The organism is uncultured Phenylobacterium sp. (assembly GCF_902826855.1).
Classification (GTDB): Bacteria; Pseudomonadota; Alphaproteobacteria; order Caulobacterales; family Caulobacteraceae; genus Phenylobacterium.
This window is the reverse complement of record NZ_CADEGK010000120.1, coordinates 1-14,437: the sequence shown is the minus strand read 5'-3', so window position 1 is coordinate 14,437 and position 14,437 is coordinate 1. Positions and strand designations below refer to the sequence as shown.

General features: G+C 68.6%; 17 protein-coding genes. 11 read left to right on the top strand and 6 right to left on the bottom strand.

From position 1 onward, the window contains the following. On the top strand, positions 1-142 hold a 142-nt coding region (locus tag QZV94_RS25225), incomplete at its 5' end, for an ATP-binding protein (RefSeq protein ID WP_367254607.1). A 35-nt stretch (positions 143-177) separates the two neighbouring features. On the opposite strand, the gene QZV94_RS16015 is transcribed toward QZV94_RS25225, so the two are convergent. Together QZV94_RS16015 and QZV94_RS16010 are read right to left on the bottom strand one after the other, a co-directional pair. Continuing rightward, the gene (locus QZV94_RS16015; RefSeq protein ID WP_293678936.1) at positions 178-552 is read right to left on the bottom strand and encodes a DUF4440 domain-containing protein; all 375 of its coding nucleotides are present in this window, start codon (positions 550-552) and stop codon (positions 178-180) included. 123 nt (positions 553-675) lie between these two features. Beyond that, a complete protein-coding gene (locus QZV94_RS16010; RefSeq protein ID WP_293678934.1) occupies positions 676-1,326 on the bottom strand; it encodes an alpha/beta hydrolase in 651 nt (216 codons plus the stop codon). A 162-nt stretch (positions 1,327-1,488) separates the two neighbouring features. On the opposite strand from QZV94_RS16010, the gene QZV94_RS16005 reads away from it, so the two are divergent. The 10 genes from QZV94_RS16005 to QZV94_RS15960 all read left to right on the top strand — a co-directional run bounded on the left by QZV94_RS16005 (position 1,489) and on the right by QZV94_RS15960 (position 9,005). Continuing rightward, positions 1,489-1,914: an Rrf2 family transcriptional regulator gene (locus QZV94_RS16005; protein ID WP_293678932.1), complete on the top strand. Its 426-nt coding sequence runs from the start codon at positions 1,489-1,491 to the stop codon at positions 1,912-1,914. Next, positions 1,911-3,038 carry a cysteine desulfurase family protein gene (locus tag QZV94_RS16000; protein WP_293678930.1) on the top strand — a complete coding sequence of 376 codons (1,128 nt, stop codon included), beginning with the start codon at positions 1,911-1,913 and terminating at the stop codon, positions 3,036-3,038. Before QZV94_RS16005 ends, QZV94_RS16000 begins: the two co-directional genes overlap by 4 nt. After that, the gene (gene sufB / locus QZV94_RS15995; RefSeq protein WP_293678928.1) at positions 3,038-4,507 is read left to right on the top strand and encodes a Fe-S cluster assembly protein SufB; all 1,470 of its coding nucleotides are present in this window, start codon (positions 3,038-3,040) and stop codon (positions 4,505-4,507) included. Before QZV94_RS16000 ends, sufB begins: the two co-directional genes overlap by 1 nt. Before the next feature lie 17 nt (positions 4,508-4,524). Beyond that, positions 4,525-4,905: a hypothetical protein gene (locus tag QZV94_RS15990; RefSeq protein WP_293678926.1), complete on the top strand. Its 381-nt coding sequence runs from the start codon at positions 4,525-4,527 to the stop codon at positions 4,903-4,905. Next, positions 4,905-5,651, top strand: coding sequence for a Fe-S cluster assembly ATPase SufC (gene sufC, locus QZV94_RS15985; RefSeq protein WP_293678924.1), 747 nt, complete (start codon positions 4,905-4,907; stop codon positions 5,649-5,651). The genes QZV94_RS15990 and sufC overlap by 1 nt, the downstream gene beginning before the upstream one ends. After that, complete coding sequence (gene sufD, locus QZV94_RS15980; protein WP_293678922.1) at positions 5,648-6,670, top strand: Fe-S cluster assembly protein SufD; 1,023 nt, start codon at positions 5,648-5,650, stop codon at positions 6,668-6,670. The genes sufC and sufD overlap by 4 nt, the downstream gene beginning before the upstream one ends. 2 nt (positions 6,671-6,672) lie before the next feature. Continuing rightward, on the top strand, positions 6,673-7,887 hold the full coding sequence (locus QZV94_RS15975; RefSeq protein ID WP_293678920.1) for a cysteine desulfurase: 1,215 nt from the start codon (positions 6,673-6,675) through the stop codon (positions 7,885-7,887). Between the two features lie 12 nt (positions 7,888-7,899). Further along, positions 7,900-8,262: an SUF system Fe-S cluster assembly protein gene (locus QZV94_RS15970; RefSeq protein ID WP_293678918.1), complete on the top strand. Its 363-nt coding sequence runs from the start codon at positions 7,900-7,902 to the stop codon at positions 8,260-8,262. Then, positions 8,262-8,660 (top strand): iron-sulfur cluster assembly accessory protein, encoded by a 399-nt coding sequence (locus tag QZV94_RS15965; protein WP_293678916.1) that lies wholly within the window; start codon positions 8,262-8,264, stop codon positions 8,658-8,660. The genes QZV94_RS15970 and QZV94_RS15965 overlap by 1 nt, the downstream gene beginning before the upstream one ends. 63 nt (positions 8,661-8,723) lie before the next feature. Then, a complete protein-coding gene (locus tag QZV94_RS15960; protein ID WP_293678914.1) occupies positions 8,724-9,005 on the top strand; it encodes a 2TM domain-containing protein in 282 nt (93 codons plus the stop codon). 81 nt (positions 9,006-9,086) lie between these two features. On the opposite strand, the gene QZV94_RS15955 is transcribed toward QZV94_RS15960, so the two are convergent. The 4 genes from QZV94_RS15955 to QZV94_RS15940 form a co-directional block, all read right to left on the bottom strand. Continuing rightward, positions 9,087-9,899, bottom strand: a complete 813-nt coding sequence (locus QZV94_RS15955; RefSeq protein ID WP_293678912.1) for an enoyl-CoA hydratase/isomerase — start codon at positions 9,897-9,899, stop codon at positions 9,087-9,089. 66 nt (positions 9,900-9,965) lie between these two features. After that, positions 9,966-11,045: a GGDEF domain-containing protein gene (locus QZV94_RS15950; RefSeq protein ID WP_293678910.1), complete on the bottom strand. Its 1,080-nt coding sequence runs from the start codon at positions 11,043-11,045 to the stop codon at positions 9,966-9,968. A 48-nt stretch (positions 11,046-11,093) separates the two neighbouring features. Next, complete coding sequence (locus QZV94_RS15945; RefSeq protein ID WP_293678908.1) at positions 11,094-12,719, bottom strand: DEAD/DEAH box helicase; 1,626 nt, start codon at positions 12,717-12,719, stop codon at positions 11,094-11,096. A 158-nt stretch (positions 12,720-12,877) separates the two neighbouring features. Then, on the bottom strand, positions 12,878-14,437 hold a 1,560-nt coding region (locus QZV94_RS15940; RefSeq protein WP_293678906.1), incomplete at its 5' end, for an ATP-binding protein.

The following is a 14,437-nucleotide window of genomic DNA, read 5'->3' as shown; positions in this document are numbered from 1 at the left end:
CACCAGCCGCCGGGCCCAGGGCGGGACCGGCCTGGGCCTGCCCATCGCCCGCTCCCTCCTGGCCGCCAGCCACGCGCGGATCGACCTCGTCGAGGCCGGGCAGGGCGCCGCCTTCCGCATCACCCTCCCGCGCCCCGAATGAGCCTTGCCCTTCCCGCAAGCGGGAAAGGCAATCGCCTAAGCCAGCGTCACATAGAGCTCGCTCTCGATCACCCACTGGCCGGTGACCTTCCGCCAGACCGCCAGGTAGGTCCCGCCGGTCTCGCGGTCGCGCCAGCGCCCGGTCCAGCGACCCGCCTCTGCCGCCCGGACGCCGGCGGTGTCCAGGTCGACCCGCTCCGCCTCGCGCACATAGTCCGCGAACCCGGCCTCGGCGAACTGCGCCGCGAACGCCGCGACCACCTCGTCCGCCCCCAGGATCAGCGCCCCGTCGCCGACGATCAGCTTCACGTCCGGCGCGAAGAACGGCCGCAGGCGTGCCGCCTCGTGGGCCGCGATCAGCTTATTGGTCAGCCTGCGCCGCGCGCGGATGGCGTCTTCCGGCGCGGTCATGGCCTTCCGCTCCCGTTCACGGGAGAGGGGGACCATCGGCCGAAGAGCCGATGGCGGAGAGGGCAAACCTCAGGCTCGGCGGATCGAGCGCGCGCCTCTCCCATAAACGGGAGAGGAAGGACGTCACGCCGGGTTCGCCGCCAGGCGCTTGTCGAGGTACGCGCCGACGCGCTGCTCCACGTCCGGCAGGTTCTCCATCCAGAAGTGGCTCGCGCCTTCGACCACGTCGTAGTCGATGACGATGCCCTTCTGCGTGCGCAGCTTGGATACCACGCGCTCCACGTCGATCGGCGGCACCACGGTGTCGTGCTGGCCGTGCAGGATCAGGCCGGAGGCGGGGCAGGGGGCCAGGAACGAGAAGTCATAGGCGTTGGTCGGCGGAGAGACCGAGATGAAGCCGTCGGTCTCGGGGCGCCTCATCAGGAGCTGCATGCCCACCCAGGCGCCGAACGAGTAGCCGGCCACCCAGCATTGCGACGCCGCCGGGTTGGTGGTCTGCAGCCAGTCCAGCGCGGTGGCCGCATCGGCCAGCTCGCCGATGCCCCCGTCGAACTCGCCCTGGCTGCGCCCGACGCCGCGGAAGTTGAACCGCAGCACGGAAAAGCCGCGCTTCATGAACAGGTGGAAGAGCTGCACGGCCACCGGATTGTTCATCTGGCCGCCGGCCTTGGGGTGGGGGTGCAGGATCAAGGCGACCGGCGCCGTCTCGCTCTTGCCCTGGGAATACCGCCCCTCGATCCGCCCGGCCGCGCCGGTCAGCACCACTTCTGGCATCAGAACCCCTTCAGATCGGCCCGAATGGGGGCCGGAATACTTGACTGCTGCGCTGGGTCTTCCTAAGTCGCAACCAGCCGGCTGGATCGGTCCCGCGCAAGGCGGCGGCTTGTAACATAGGGTCGCCGCGAAACGCGAGAAAACTGCACTGGACCCTGACGCATGCGTCTCTCCACCAAAGGCCGCTACGCCGTCATGGCGATGGCCGACCTCGCCCGCCGAGAAGGCGACGCCGCCCGCGCCGTGGCCCTGGCCGACATCGCCGCGCGCCAGGAAATCTCTCTCTCGTACCTGGAACAGCTGTTCGCTCGGCTGCGCCGCAAGGGACTGGTGAAGAGCGCGCGCGGCCCTGGGGGCGGCTATCGCCTCGCCCGGACCGCCGGCGAGACCACCATCGCCGAGATCGTGCACGCCGTGGACGAGCCGCTCAGGGCCACCCGCTGCAACGCCGGCAAGGGCTGCATGATCAAGGGCGAACGCTGCCTGACCCACGACCTGTGGGCCGACCTGGGCGAACGGATCGAGGACTACCTGGCGTCGGTCAGTTTGGCCGATGTGGTAGGCGGGCGACTGCGGAAGGCCGCATGAGCGTCTACCTGGACCATAACGCCACCACGCGGGTGCGCCCCGAGGCCATCGCCGCCATGACCGCGGTGATGCAGGCGGTGGGCAATCCGTCGTCGATCCACGCGGCCGGGCGGACCGCGCGCGCGGCGATGGAGCAGGCCCGCGAGCAGGTGGCCGCCCTCATCGCGGCGCCGGCCTCCACCGTGGTGTTCACCAGCGGCGGCACGGAGGCCAACGCCATCGCCATCGAAAGCGCCGTGGCGGCGGGCGCCAAGCGCCTGATTGTGTCGGCCATCGAGCACGACAGCGTGCAGGAAACCTCCCGCGTCCTGGGCGTCGAGGTCGAGGTCCTGCCGGTGGACGCCGACGGCGTCGCCGATCTGGCCTGGCTGTCCGAGCGCCTGGCCCGCTGGAACACCGCCGACGGCAAGCCCTTCGTGGCCATGATGCTCGCCAACAACGAGATCGGCGTGATCCAACCCGTCGCCGAGGCCGCCGAGATCGTTCGCGCCGCCGAGGGCTGGCTGCACGTCGACGCCATCCAGGCCGCCGGCAAGATCTCCGTCGACAGCCGTGCGCTGGGGGCCGACACACTGTCCGTGTCCGCCCACAAGATCGGAGGCCCGCAAGGCGTCGGCGCGCTCACATTCGGTCCCCGCGCCACCCTCAGCCGCCGCCAGCACGGCGGCGGCCAGGAGCGCGGCCGCCGGGGTGGTACCGAAAATCTCCCTGGCATCAGTGGCTTCGGTGCAGCCGCTAAGGTCGCCAAGGCTGGCCTCGCAGCGCAGCAGGCTTGCCGCGACGCCGCCGCCAGCCGCATGCAGGCCGTCGGCAGTGTTGTCATGGGCGAAGCCGCGCCGCGCCTGCCCAATACGCTCTGCATCGCCACGCCCGGCTACACGTCGGACCTGCAGGTGATGTCCCTCGATCTGGCCGGGATCATGATCAGCGCCGGCTCGGCCTGCTCCTCGGGCAAGGTGAAGGCCAGCCCTGTCCTCTCGGCCATGGGCCAAGGGGAACTTGCCGCCTGCGCCATCCGGGTCAGCGGCGGCTGGGACACCACCGTCGCCGACTGGGACCGCTTCGCCGAAGCCTGGCTTGAAGCCTATGCCCGCCACAGCGCACGCCAGAAGGAAACCGCCTGATGGTTGCCGTTAAGAAAACTGTCGAACACGTTGCTTCACTTGAGAAATACAAGCACGGATTTGTCACGGACATCGAGCAGGACTTCGCGCCGAAGGGCCTGAACGCCGACATCGTCCGTTTCATCTCGGCCAAGAAGGACGAGCCGCAGTGGATGCTGGACTGGCGCCTCGACGCCTTCGAGCGCTGGCTGGCGCTGGAGGAGCCCGACTGGGCGAAGGTGAGCTTCCCGCGCATCGACTACCAGGACAGCTACTACTACGCCGCACCCAAGGAGAAGGTCGGCCCCAAGAGCCTCGATGAGGTCGATCCGGACCTGCTGGAGACCTACAAGAAGCTCGGCATCCCGCTGCGCGAACAGGAAGTCCTGGCCGGCGTGGTCGGCAGCCCGAAGTACGCGGTCGACGCCGTGTTCGACAGTGTCAGCGTGGTCACCACCTTCAAGAAGGAGCTGGCGCAGGTCGGGGTGATCTTCTGCTCAATGAGCGAGGCGATCCGCGAGCACCCGGAGCTGGTGAAGCAGTACCTGGGCACCGTCGTGCCGGTCAGCGACAACTATTTCGCCTGCCTGAACGCCGCGGTGTTCTCGGACGGCAGCTTCGTCTACGTGCCGCCGGGTGTGCGTTGCCCGATGGAGCTGTCGACGTATTTCCGCATCAATGCCGAGAATTCCGGCCAGTTCGAGCGCACCCTGATCATCGCCGACAAGGGGGCTTACGTCTCCTATCTGGAGGGCTGCACGGCCCCCATGCGCGATGAGAACCAGTTGCACGCCGCGGTCGTCGAGCTGGTGCTGCTGGACGACGCGGAGATCAAGTACTCCACCGTCCAGAACTGGTACCCGGGCGACCCGGAGACCGGGAAGGGCGGCATCTACAACTTCGTCACCAAGCGCGGCGACTGCCGCGGCGACCGCTCCAAGGTGAGCTGGACCCAGGTCGAGACCGGCTCGTCGATCACCTGGAAGTATCCTTCCTGCGTGCTGCGCGGGAACGAGAGCTCCGGCGAATTCTACTCGATCGCCATCACCAACGGCCGCCAGCAGGCCGACACCGGCACCAAGATGATCCACCTTGGCGCCAACACCCGCTCGCGGATCATCTCCAAGGGCATCAGCGCCGGCCGCAGCTCCAACACCTACCGGGGCCTGGTCTCGGCCCATCCGAAAGCCAAGGGCGCGCGGAACTTCACGCAGTGCGACAGCCTGCTGATCGGCAAGCACTGCGCCGCACACACCGTGCCCTACATCGAGGCCCGCAACGGCCAGTCGAAGTTCGAGCACGAGGCCACCACCACGCGGCTCTCCGAGGACCAGCTCTTCTACGCCATGCAACGCGGCCTCTCCCAGGAGGAGGCGGTGCAGCTGCTGGTCAACGGCTTCGTCAAGGACGTGCTGCAGGAGCTCCCCATGGAGTTCGCGGTGGAAGCCCAGAAGCTGGTGGCGATCTCGCTCGAGGGCAGCGTCGGATGACGACGCGGACGAGCAAGGTGAAGACGCTGTCTCTGAAGGACGCCTTCGAGACCGAGTTCGCGCGCCGCGAGATGGAACGTCGCGCCCGCGACGAGGAGGTACGCCGCCAGCAGGAGGCCGACTTGGCCAGCGCCCAGGCGCTGCACGGCGCGCTGACCACCGACGCGGAGTTCCTGACCAAGCGCTCGCTCGGCGCCGACATTCGCCGCTACACCGTCTCGCTGGACCACCAGGACTATCGCATCGCCGCCTATTTCGAAGGCGGGAAAGCCAACGTCACCCTGTCCGACAAGCGCACCAATCCGGGCGCCGCTGCGCTTCGCAAGCAAGAGACCGTGGAGTCCGTCGAGGACGCTCTGAAGGTCATGGCCCAATTCCTCGCCGACGAGACCCGTTGATGCTCAGCGTTTCCAACCTCCGCGCCACCGTCGGCGAGACCGAGATCCTGAAGGGGCTCACGCTCGACGTCCCTGCGGGCGAAGTGCACGCGATCATGGGCCCGAACGGCGCCGGCAAGTCGACGCTGAGCTACGTTCTCACCGGCCGTCAGGGCTATGAGGTCACATCCGGCACGGTCACCCTGGAGGGTGAGGATCTGCTGGCGCTGGAGGCCAACGAGCGGGCGGCCCGCGGCGTCTTCCTGTCGTTCCAGTACCCGCTGGAAATCCCCGGCGTCCCGGCGCTGACCTTCATCCGCACCGCCATGAACGCCCAGCGCAAGGCCCGCGGCGAGGCGGAGATCACGGCGCCGCAATTTCTGAAGCTGGCGAAGGCCAAGGCCGCCGAGCTGAAGATCGACTTCGAGATGCTGAAGCGGGCGCTGAACGTCGGATTCTCCGGCGGCGAGAAGAAGCGGATGGAGATCTTCCAGATGGCGATGCTGTCGCCCCGCTTCCTGATCCTGGACGAAACCGACAGCGGCCTGGACATCGACGCCCTGCGGATCGTCGCCGATGGGGTGAACGCACTGCGCGCCCCCGATCGCGCCATGCTGGTGATCACCCACTACCAGCGCCTTCTGGACTACATCAAACCCGACCGGGTGCATGTGCTGTCCGGCGGCCGGATCGTCGCGTCCGGAGGCCCCGAACTGGCCCTCGAACTGGAGCGCGAAGGCTACGACAAGTACGCGAGGGCCGCTTGAGCCTCGCCTCCGCCCTCAAGACGCGCGACGTCACCGAACTCCCCGGTAAGCGGGACGAGGACTGGCGCTGGACCGACCTGCGCGGCCTGATCCGCGTGCTGCCGGAGCCCTCGCCGCGGTTCACCGGCGACGTGCCCGCCGGGCTGTTCGACCGCCTGGCCGCGGACCACCACGTCCTGGTCAACGGCGGCGACGCCCGCATCGAGGTGGCGGCGGGCCGCAAGTCGCTCGCGGCCCTGCGCCTGGTGTCGCGCGGGGCGGGCGCGCACGCCAACCGGGTGACCATCACGCTCGCGGCCGGGGCGCGCCTGCGCCTCTTGGAGACTTACGAGAGCGACGCAGGCTCGGTCTCGCAGACCACGCTGAGCATCACCCTGGCCGAGGGCGCGGCGCTGGAGCGCATCGTCGTGGCGCAGGACCACGAGGACGCCATCACGGTCAGCCAGGCGGAGGTGCAGTTGGCCCCCGGCGCCGACTTCGGCCAGACGATCGCCGCCTCGGGCGCGCGCCGCCAGCGGCTGGAGACCCGCGTCGCCCACCCCGGCGGCCGCGCCAGCCTGCGGCTGGACGGCATCTACCTGCTGGCCGACAAACGGCACTCCGACCAGACCACCGTTGTCACCCACGACGGCCTCGACGGCACCACCATCCAGCTCACCAAGGGCGTGGTCCGCGACCAGGCGCGCGGCGTCTTCCAGGGGCGCATCATCGTCAGCGAGGGCGCCGATCGCACCGACGCACGCATGGGCCACCACGCGCTGATCCTGTCGGATCGCGCCGAGGTCGACGCCAAGCCCGAGCTGGAGATCTACGCCGACGATGTCTCCTGCGCGCACGGCAACACCGTCGGCGCCCTGGACGAGGACGCCCTGTTCTACGCCCGCCAACGGGGTATCCCCGAAACCGAAGCCCGCGCCATGCTGACCGAGGCCTTCATCGGCCAGGTCGTCGACCGCATCTGGTTCGAGGAGGCCCGCAACGTGGTCCGTGGCTGGGCGACCAGGGCGCTGGGGGTCTGACCATGGCCTTCGACGCCGAAGCCATCCGAGCCCAATTCCCGATCCTGGCGCGCCAGGTGAACGGCAAGCCGCTGGTCTACCTGGACTCGGCCGCCTCGGCCCAGAAGCCGAGGGCTGTGATCGACGCCATGACCCACGCCATGGAGTACTCGTACGCCAACGTGCACCGCGGCCTGCATACGCTCGCCAACGAGACCACCGACGCCTATGAGGCCGCGCGCAGGAAGGTGGCCGCCTTCATCAACGCCGATGTGAACGAGGTCGTCTTTACCAAGGGCGGCACCGAGGCGGTGAACCTGGTGGCGGCGGGGCTCGGCGCTCGGCTGCAGTCCGGCGACGAGATCATCCTCTCGCAGATGGAGCATCACGCCAACATCGTGCCCTGGCACTTCCTGCGTGAGCGGCTGGGCGTGGTCCTGAAGTGGGTCCCGGTGACCGACGACGGCCGCCTCGACCTGGAGGCGTTCCAGGGTCTGCTGGGGCCTCGGACGAGGGTGGTCGCGCTCAGCCACATGTCCAACGTGCTGGGGACGATCAACGACGCCAAGTCGCTCGCCCGGATGGCGCATGAGGCCGGCGCGCTGGTGCTGTTCGACGGCTGCCAGGCCATCGTGCACCGGGCCGTGGACGTGAAGGACATCGACGCCGACTTCTACGTCTTCTCCGGCCACAAGCTCTACGGCCCGACCGGCATCGGCATACTCTACGGCAAGGCCGACAGGCTGGCGGAACTGCCGCCCTACCAGGGCGGGGGCGAGATGATCGGCGTCGTCTCTGAGGACGAGATCACCTATGCCGACCCGCCGCACCGCTTCGAGGCCGGCACGCCGCCGATCCTGGAAGCCATTGGCCTGGGCGCGGCCATCGACTTCGTCAGCGGCCTGGACCGCATTGCGGTGGCCGAGCACGAGCACGCCCTCTACGAGCGCGTCCGCGAGCGGCTGAAGGGCGCCAACTGGCTGCGGGTGATCGGCGACGCGCCGGGCAAGGGGGCGATCCTCTCCTTCACCGTCGACGGGGCGCACGCCCATGACGTGGCCCAGATCCTAGACCGCTACGGATTGGCCGTGCGGGCCGGCACCCACTGCGCCGAGCCTCTGATGCAGCGTTTCGACTTCACGTCGACCGCGCCGGCATCTTTCGCCCTATATAACACCGTAGAAGAGGCCGACGCCTTTGTGGACGCCTTGACCAAGACCCAGGCCTTCTTCGCATAGAATATGAGTGCCATGGACGACGCTGCCGCCCCCATCGAGTCGAAAGCCCCGCCGCTCAGCGAGGAGGAGCTCACCGTGCTCACCGACAAGCTGATCGACCGTCTGAAATCCGTCTACGACCCGGAAATCCCGGTCGATATCTACGAACTGGGCCTGATCTACAAGGTCGACGTCTCCGACGATAAGGACGTGGCCATCGACATGACACTGACCGCGCCGGGGTGCCCGGTGGCCGGCGACATGCCGGGATGGGTCGAAGACGCCGTCCGCGAAATCCCCGAAGTCCGCTCGGTGAAGGTCGACCTGGTGTTCGATCCCCCGTGGGACCCCTCGCGCATGAGCGACGAGGCCAAGCTGCAACTGAACATGTTCTGATGAGCAACCTCGACATCTCCCCGCCGACGTTCCGACCGCGCCGACCGCGCGCCAAGGTGGTCACGCTTTCCGAGGCCGCCGCTGAGCGGGTGCGCGAAATCATGGCCAAGGCCGAGAAGCCCTATGCGGGGCTGCGCGTCGGGGTGAAGAACGGCGGCTGCGCCGGCCAGGAGTACGTTCTCGAATACGCCGAGACGGCCAGCCCGCTGGACGAGGTGGTCGAGGACAAGGGCGTGACCATCCTGGTGGAGCCTAAGGCGGTGCTGTTCCTGCTGGGCACGCAGATCGACTACGAAGTCAGTCGTCTGGCCGCCAAGTTCGTGTTCCGCAATCCCAACGAGACCGACGCGTGCGGCTGCGGCGAGAGCGTGACCATCCAGCCTGCGACGGGGGACTGACCCGTGGCTAGCCCGGCCCGACGCGCAAGGGTATCGTCCCGAACCGGAAACGGGGGGACCGTGATGAGCGACGAAGACGAGTTGCACCGCCTCGCGGCCCGGCGCGCAGACATGCGGCTGGCCTTCCGAAGCCACTTGATGGCCTACGTCGTGGTCAACGCCGGCCTGACCGCGATCTACATCGCCACGTCCTTTGGCCATTACTTCTGGCCGATCTGGCCGATGCTGGGCTGGGGCATCGGCCTCGGGGCGCATGCGGCCGCTGTCTACATGGACGGCGAAGGCATGCGCGACCGGATGATCGCCGAGGAGCTGGAGAAGCTCCGCCGCCAGCGGATGAGCTGAGCGCCGACGCGGTCCGAGCCACGACTTCAGAGATGGTCATGGCCGGGACAAGCCCGGCCATGATGTTCAGGGGTAGGAGGCCTACTTGCCCTTGAACTGGGCAGGACGCTTCTGGGCGAAAGCCATGACACCCTCGCGGGAGTCCTCGGTGCGGCCCGCTTCGCCCTGGGCGTAGGCCTCGGCCTCCACCTGGTCGTGCCAGGCGGCGTCCATCGCTTCCCAGATCAGGTTGCGGGTCATCCCCAGGGACTTCGGGCCGTTGGCCAGCGCGATGGCCAGCTCCATCGCCTTGGGCATCACCTCGGCGTCGGGGACGCAGCGATTGATCAGGCCCCAGTCCAGGGCCGTCGGCGCCGGCAGCTTCTCGCCCAGCAGCATCAGCTCCATGGCCCGCGCCTTGCCGATCAGCCGGGGCAGCAGCCAGGTCGCCCCGCCGTCCGGCACCAGGCCGATGCGGCGGAAGGCCAGCAGGAAGTATGAGCTCTCAGCCGCCACCACGAGATCGCAGGCGAGCGCCAGGGAGACGCCGACACCGGCCGCCACGCCGTTGACCGCCGCCACCAGGGGCTTCGGAGAACGGCGGATCGAGCTGACGAAGGGGTTGTAGGTGCGCAGCAGCGCCTGGTTCGGGCCGTCGTTGGAGGTCACCGCGCCGCCGCCGCCGCCATCGCCGCGTCCGGAAAGGTTGGCGCCCGAGCAGAAGCCGCGGCCTTCGCCGGTGATCACGATGGCGCGCACGGCGGGGTCGCCGATGGCCGCGTCCACCGCGGCGCTGAGATCCCTCATCAACTCCAGGCCGGCGGCGTTCAGAGTGCCGGGATCGTTGAGGGTGATGATCCGGACACCGCTCTCGGTGGCGGTCTTCACCTTGGCGGGGGCTTGTGCGCCGTCCATGACGATCTCCCTTGAATTCGTTCGCACGAGTTCAAGGCCAGATACCCCCGCGTCAGCCAAGGGAAATCAGGCGGCGGCCTGCTTCGCCGGGACCTGGCTCTGGGCGGTCATGTCGGCCAGCGACGAGCGGTTGCGGCCCGAGCGCTTGGAGGCGTAGAGCGCGCCGTCGGCGGCCTCGATGGTAGCCGCGGGCTGGTCGCCCCGGCGGTGCTCGGCGATGCCGGTTGAGATGGTGATCGCGCCCAGATCCTCGTTGGTGGAGCGGCGCTTCAGGGTGCGCGAGGAGATCTCCTTGCGGGCCTGCTCCATGGCGGCGAGCGCCACATCGCTGCGCTCGCCGGGGAAGATCACCGCGAACTCCTCGCCGCCATAACGGGCTGCGAAGCGCGCCCCTTCGCCGCCGATGCGGCCGATGACGCTGGCCACGTAGCGCAGCACCTGATCGCCCGTCTGGTGGCCCCAAGTGTCGTTGAAGGTCTTGAAGTGGTCGATATCGACGACCGCGAGGGTCAGGATCTCGTCCGTGTCGTCGGCGTCGGCGCAGGCGCGCTCCATCGTCTCGTCGAAGGCCTTGCGGTTGGCCAGCATGGTCAGGGCATCGGTCATCGCGTCGCGCCGCACCTGCTCCAGGTGCGCGCGCAGCCGGCCCAGTTCGTCGGTCGTGTCGGCCAACTGGCTCTCCAGGACCTGGTTCTCCTCGTGGACCTTCCGCGTGGCGCTGGAGAGGTTCTCGACCATGGCGCGGACGCTGTCGTTGTCTTGGCCCTGGAAGGACTCGCTGGCCGAGGCCAGTTGCTGGCCATAGAGGTTGCTGGTCTCCCGGGCGGTCCGGACGGCGCGGGACACGCTGTCCAGTTCCTTGGACAGCGTCTTTCCGGCATTGAGGATTTCGCCGTTGAGCTTGGCTGCCGGGAGGTGTTGGGCGGCGATCTCTTCGCTCATCTGGTCGGTGAAATGCTCACCGGAGCTGAGCACCGTGTCGATCTCCGCCGCCACTTCGCTATCCTTGGCTGCGACGTAGTGCAGCCACAGCTCAAAGTTGAGCGCAGTCGGCCAGACCTTGTGGGTCTCCATGGCCTCGATGGCTTTGCGGGCCCACTGATAGGCCTTCGGGCTGCGGAGAATGGAATCGATGTCCGTCGACATGGCCGACAACCTACGGCCGGACCGCAAACGACGGGTTAAGGACCGTAACTAATCGTCGTCGGCCCGCCGCGGGGGGCTGCGCATCAGGAAGGCCGGAGTATCGGAGCCGAAGCCCACGACGCGCTCGCCGCCGTCGTGATCGTCCCGGCCGCGTTCCCGGCCGCCCTGGGCTCGGCCGCGATCGGGCGCCTCGCGTTCACGTGGGGCGCGGTCGGGTTGCCGTTCGGGACGCTCCCTAGGCGGCGGCCGCTCGCCGCGGGCCTCGGGCTCGGCGCGCTCCGGGCGCTCGGCTCGCGCGGCGCGTTCCGGCCTCGGCCTGCCACGTTCGGGACGTTCTGCACGCTCCGGCAGAGCTTCCTTCGCTGGCCGGGGAGGGGCCTCCTCGCGCGGTTCAGGCGCCAGGGGCTCCATCGAAGCCCCGTCGGTGCGGCGGTGATCCACGGGGGGCTTGCGGTCGCGGGTGCGGTCCCGGTCTCGCCCGCCGGCGCGCTCGCGTCCGGCGCCCCGGGCGCTGCGCGGTTCGTCCTTGATGGTCGACCAGTCGATGCCCTCGAGCTTGATCTCCTCGGGCGCCTTGCCGATCAGCTTCAGCACCTTGTCGAGGTTGCGGCTGTCGGCCGGCGTCACGATCATGAACGCCTGGCCGGACTTGCCGGCCCGGCCGGTGCGTCCGATCCGGTGCACGTAGTCGTCCGCGTGGTGCGGGACGTCATAGTTGAACACGTGGCTGACGTCTGGGATGTCCAGGCCGCGGGCGGCGACGTCGGAGGCGCATAGCAGGCGCAGCGAGCCGTTGCGGAAGCTCTCCAGCGTCTTCATGCGGGTCTGCTGGTCGAGGTCGCCGTGGATCGGGGCGGCGTCCAGGCCGTGCTTCTTGAGCGACTTCGCCACCACGTCCACCTCGGACTTGCGGTTGCAGAAGACGATGCCGTTCTTCACGTCGGCCCGGTTGATCAGCTCGCGCAGGGCGGTGCGCTTGGCCTTGGGGTCGGCGGTGGGGATGCGCACCAGGTTCTGGGTGATCGTCTCGGCCGTCGTCGCCGGGCGCGAGGCCTCGATGCGGACAGGGTCGTTCAGGAAGTCCTTCGTGAGCCGGGTGATCTCCGGCGGCATTGTCGCCGAGAAGAACAGCGTCTGCTTCTTCGGCGGGGTCAGCTTGAATATCCGCTCGAGGTCCGGGATGAAGCCCATGTCGAGCATCCGGTCGGCCTCGTCGACGACCATGATCTGGACGCCGGTCATCAGGAGCTTGCCGCGCTCGAAATGGTCGAGCAGGCGCCCCGGCGTGGCGATCAGCACGTCGACGCCACGGTCCAGCTTCAGCTCCTGGTCCTTGAACGACACGCCGCCGATCAGGAGCGCCCAGGAGAGCTTCTGGCCCTTGGCGTACTTCTCGAAGGACATCGAGACCTGGTCGGCCAGCTCGCGGGTGGGCGCGATCACCAGCGCCCGCGGCATGCGCGCCTTGGAGCGGCCGGCGGCCAGCTTGTCGATCATCGGCAGGGTGAAGGCGGCGGTCTTTCCGGTGCCGGTCTGGGCGATGCCCAGCACGTCGCGGCCGGAGAGCGCATGGGGGATCGCCTCCGCCTGGATCGGCGTGGCGGTGGTATAGCCCGCGCCGATGACGGCGGTCAGGGTCGGCTGCGAGAGGCCTAGGTCGGCAAATTCGGTCATTCGGTACCGGTGGGGCGGCGCCCGGTCATGATTGATCCGGCGCAACGCGGGTGGCGTGGACGGACATCGCCACGCGTGGCGGAACATACGGTCAACCTGCGCCAAGTCAACGCGCGGTGGCTGCGGCGGTTCATCCGGGCGCGCGCCGACGCGGGACATCAGGCGCGGACGGCGTGACTCCGGCTCGGGGCCTCTGCGATCATCGCTGCGATCGAACCGACAAGGATCGGCACCTCGATGGGCTTGGGGATGAAGCCGTCGAAGCCGTGCGCCTCGTCCGGCGTGATCTCCGTGCCCGCCGAAAAGGCGATGATGGGGGTCCCCGTGTTCGGGCCGGACCCGGCGCGGATCTGGGCCAAGGCGCCGAAGCCGTCGAGGCGCGGCATGCGGATATCCATCAGGACCAGGTCGAACGGCAAGAGCGCCGCACGCTCGACGGCCTCCACGCCATCGCGCGCCTCCGTCACCTCGACACCGAACGGGGTGAGCACCATCTTCACGAGCTCGCGGTTGACGTTGTTGTCGTCGGCGACAAGGAGCCGCACGCCGTCGAGGCTCCCGGCCGAGGAAGCGCTCTCGGCGATTGCTGCAGCGGCGGTCGCCGCCGGCGCTGCGATCTCGAAGTGGAAGCAGGAGCCCGAGCCGAGGGTGGAGCGGACACCGATCTCGCCATCCATCGCCTCCACCAGGCCTCGGCAGATCGCCAGCCCCAGGCCCGTCCCGCCGTGCCGCCGGGTCGAGGAGTTGTCCACCTGCGAGAAGCGCTGGAAGAGCTTGTCGCACTGGTCGGAAGTGAGGCCGGGGCCGGTGTCGACGACCTCGAACCCGAGCCTGTCCCCCTGCGCCGCGAGGCGGATCGTGACACCGCCCTCGTCGGTGAATTTGAGGGCGTTGCCGACCAGGTTCACCAGCACCTGCCGCGTGCGCTCCGGGTCCAGGCTCACCACGTCGTCTTGGGACATGTCGGTCTCGACGCTCAGATCGAGGCCCTTCTCGTCGGCCAGCGTCCGGAACATGGCCACGACGTCTTGGACCAGATCCAGCGGCGGCGAGGGCCTGGGCTGGATCTCGAATCGGCCCGCCTCGAGCTTCGAGAAATCCAGCACGTCGTTGACGATCGTCAGCAGTCCCCGGCCGGCGCGGGCGATGCGATCCGCCAGGTGGCGCGCCTCCGGGGCGAGGTCGTCGCGCGCGGTGAGGATCCCGGCGAAGCCGAGCACCGCCGTAAGCGGCGTGCGAATCTCGTGCGACATGTTCGCGAGGAAGTCGGCTTTTGCCTTGGCTGCGGCCTGGGCCGCTTCGGTGGCGTGAGCGAGCGCCGTCTCTTGCGCCACTTGTGCGGTCACGTCGCGGATCACATCGATGAGTTCAGGCTCCCCGCCGGGGCGGATTTCCTGCAGCAGCGAGGGACGTGACTCGAACCAGATCCACTCACCCGAGCCCTTCCGCTGGCCGCGCCAGCGAACACTCGCGCCCTCGGCGCCCTCGATCACCCTGGCGTAGACCGCCCAGACCTTCTCCTGGTCCTCCGGGTGGATGAGGTCGTCGTAGCGGCGGCCCGCGAACTCCGCCGGTGTCCAGCCGGTGATGGCTTCGCAGGAGGCGGATACGAAGCTTGCCCGACCGCTCAGGGAACGGGTGACGATGATGTCGGAGGTGTTCTCGGCGATAAGGTGGAAGCGGTGATCGCGCTCGACCCGATCGGTCACGTCACGCGT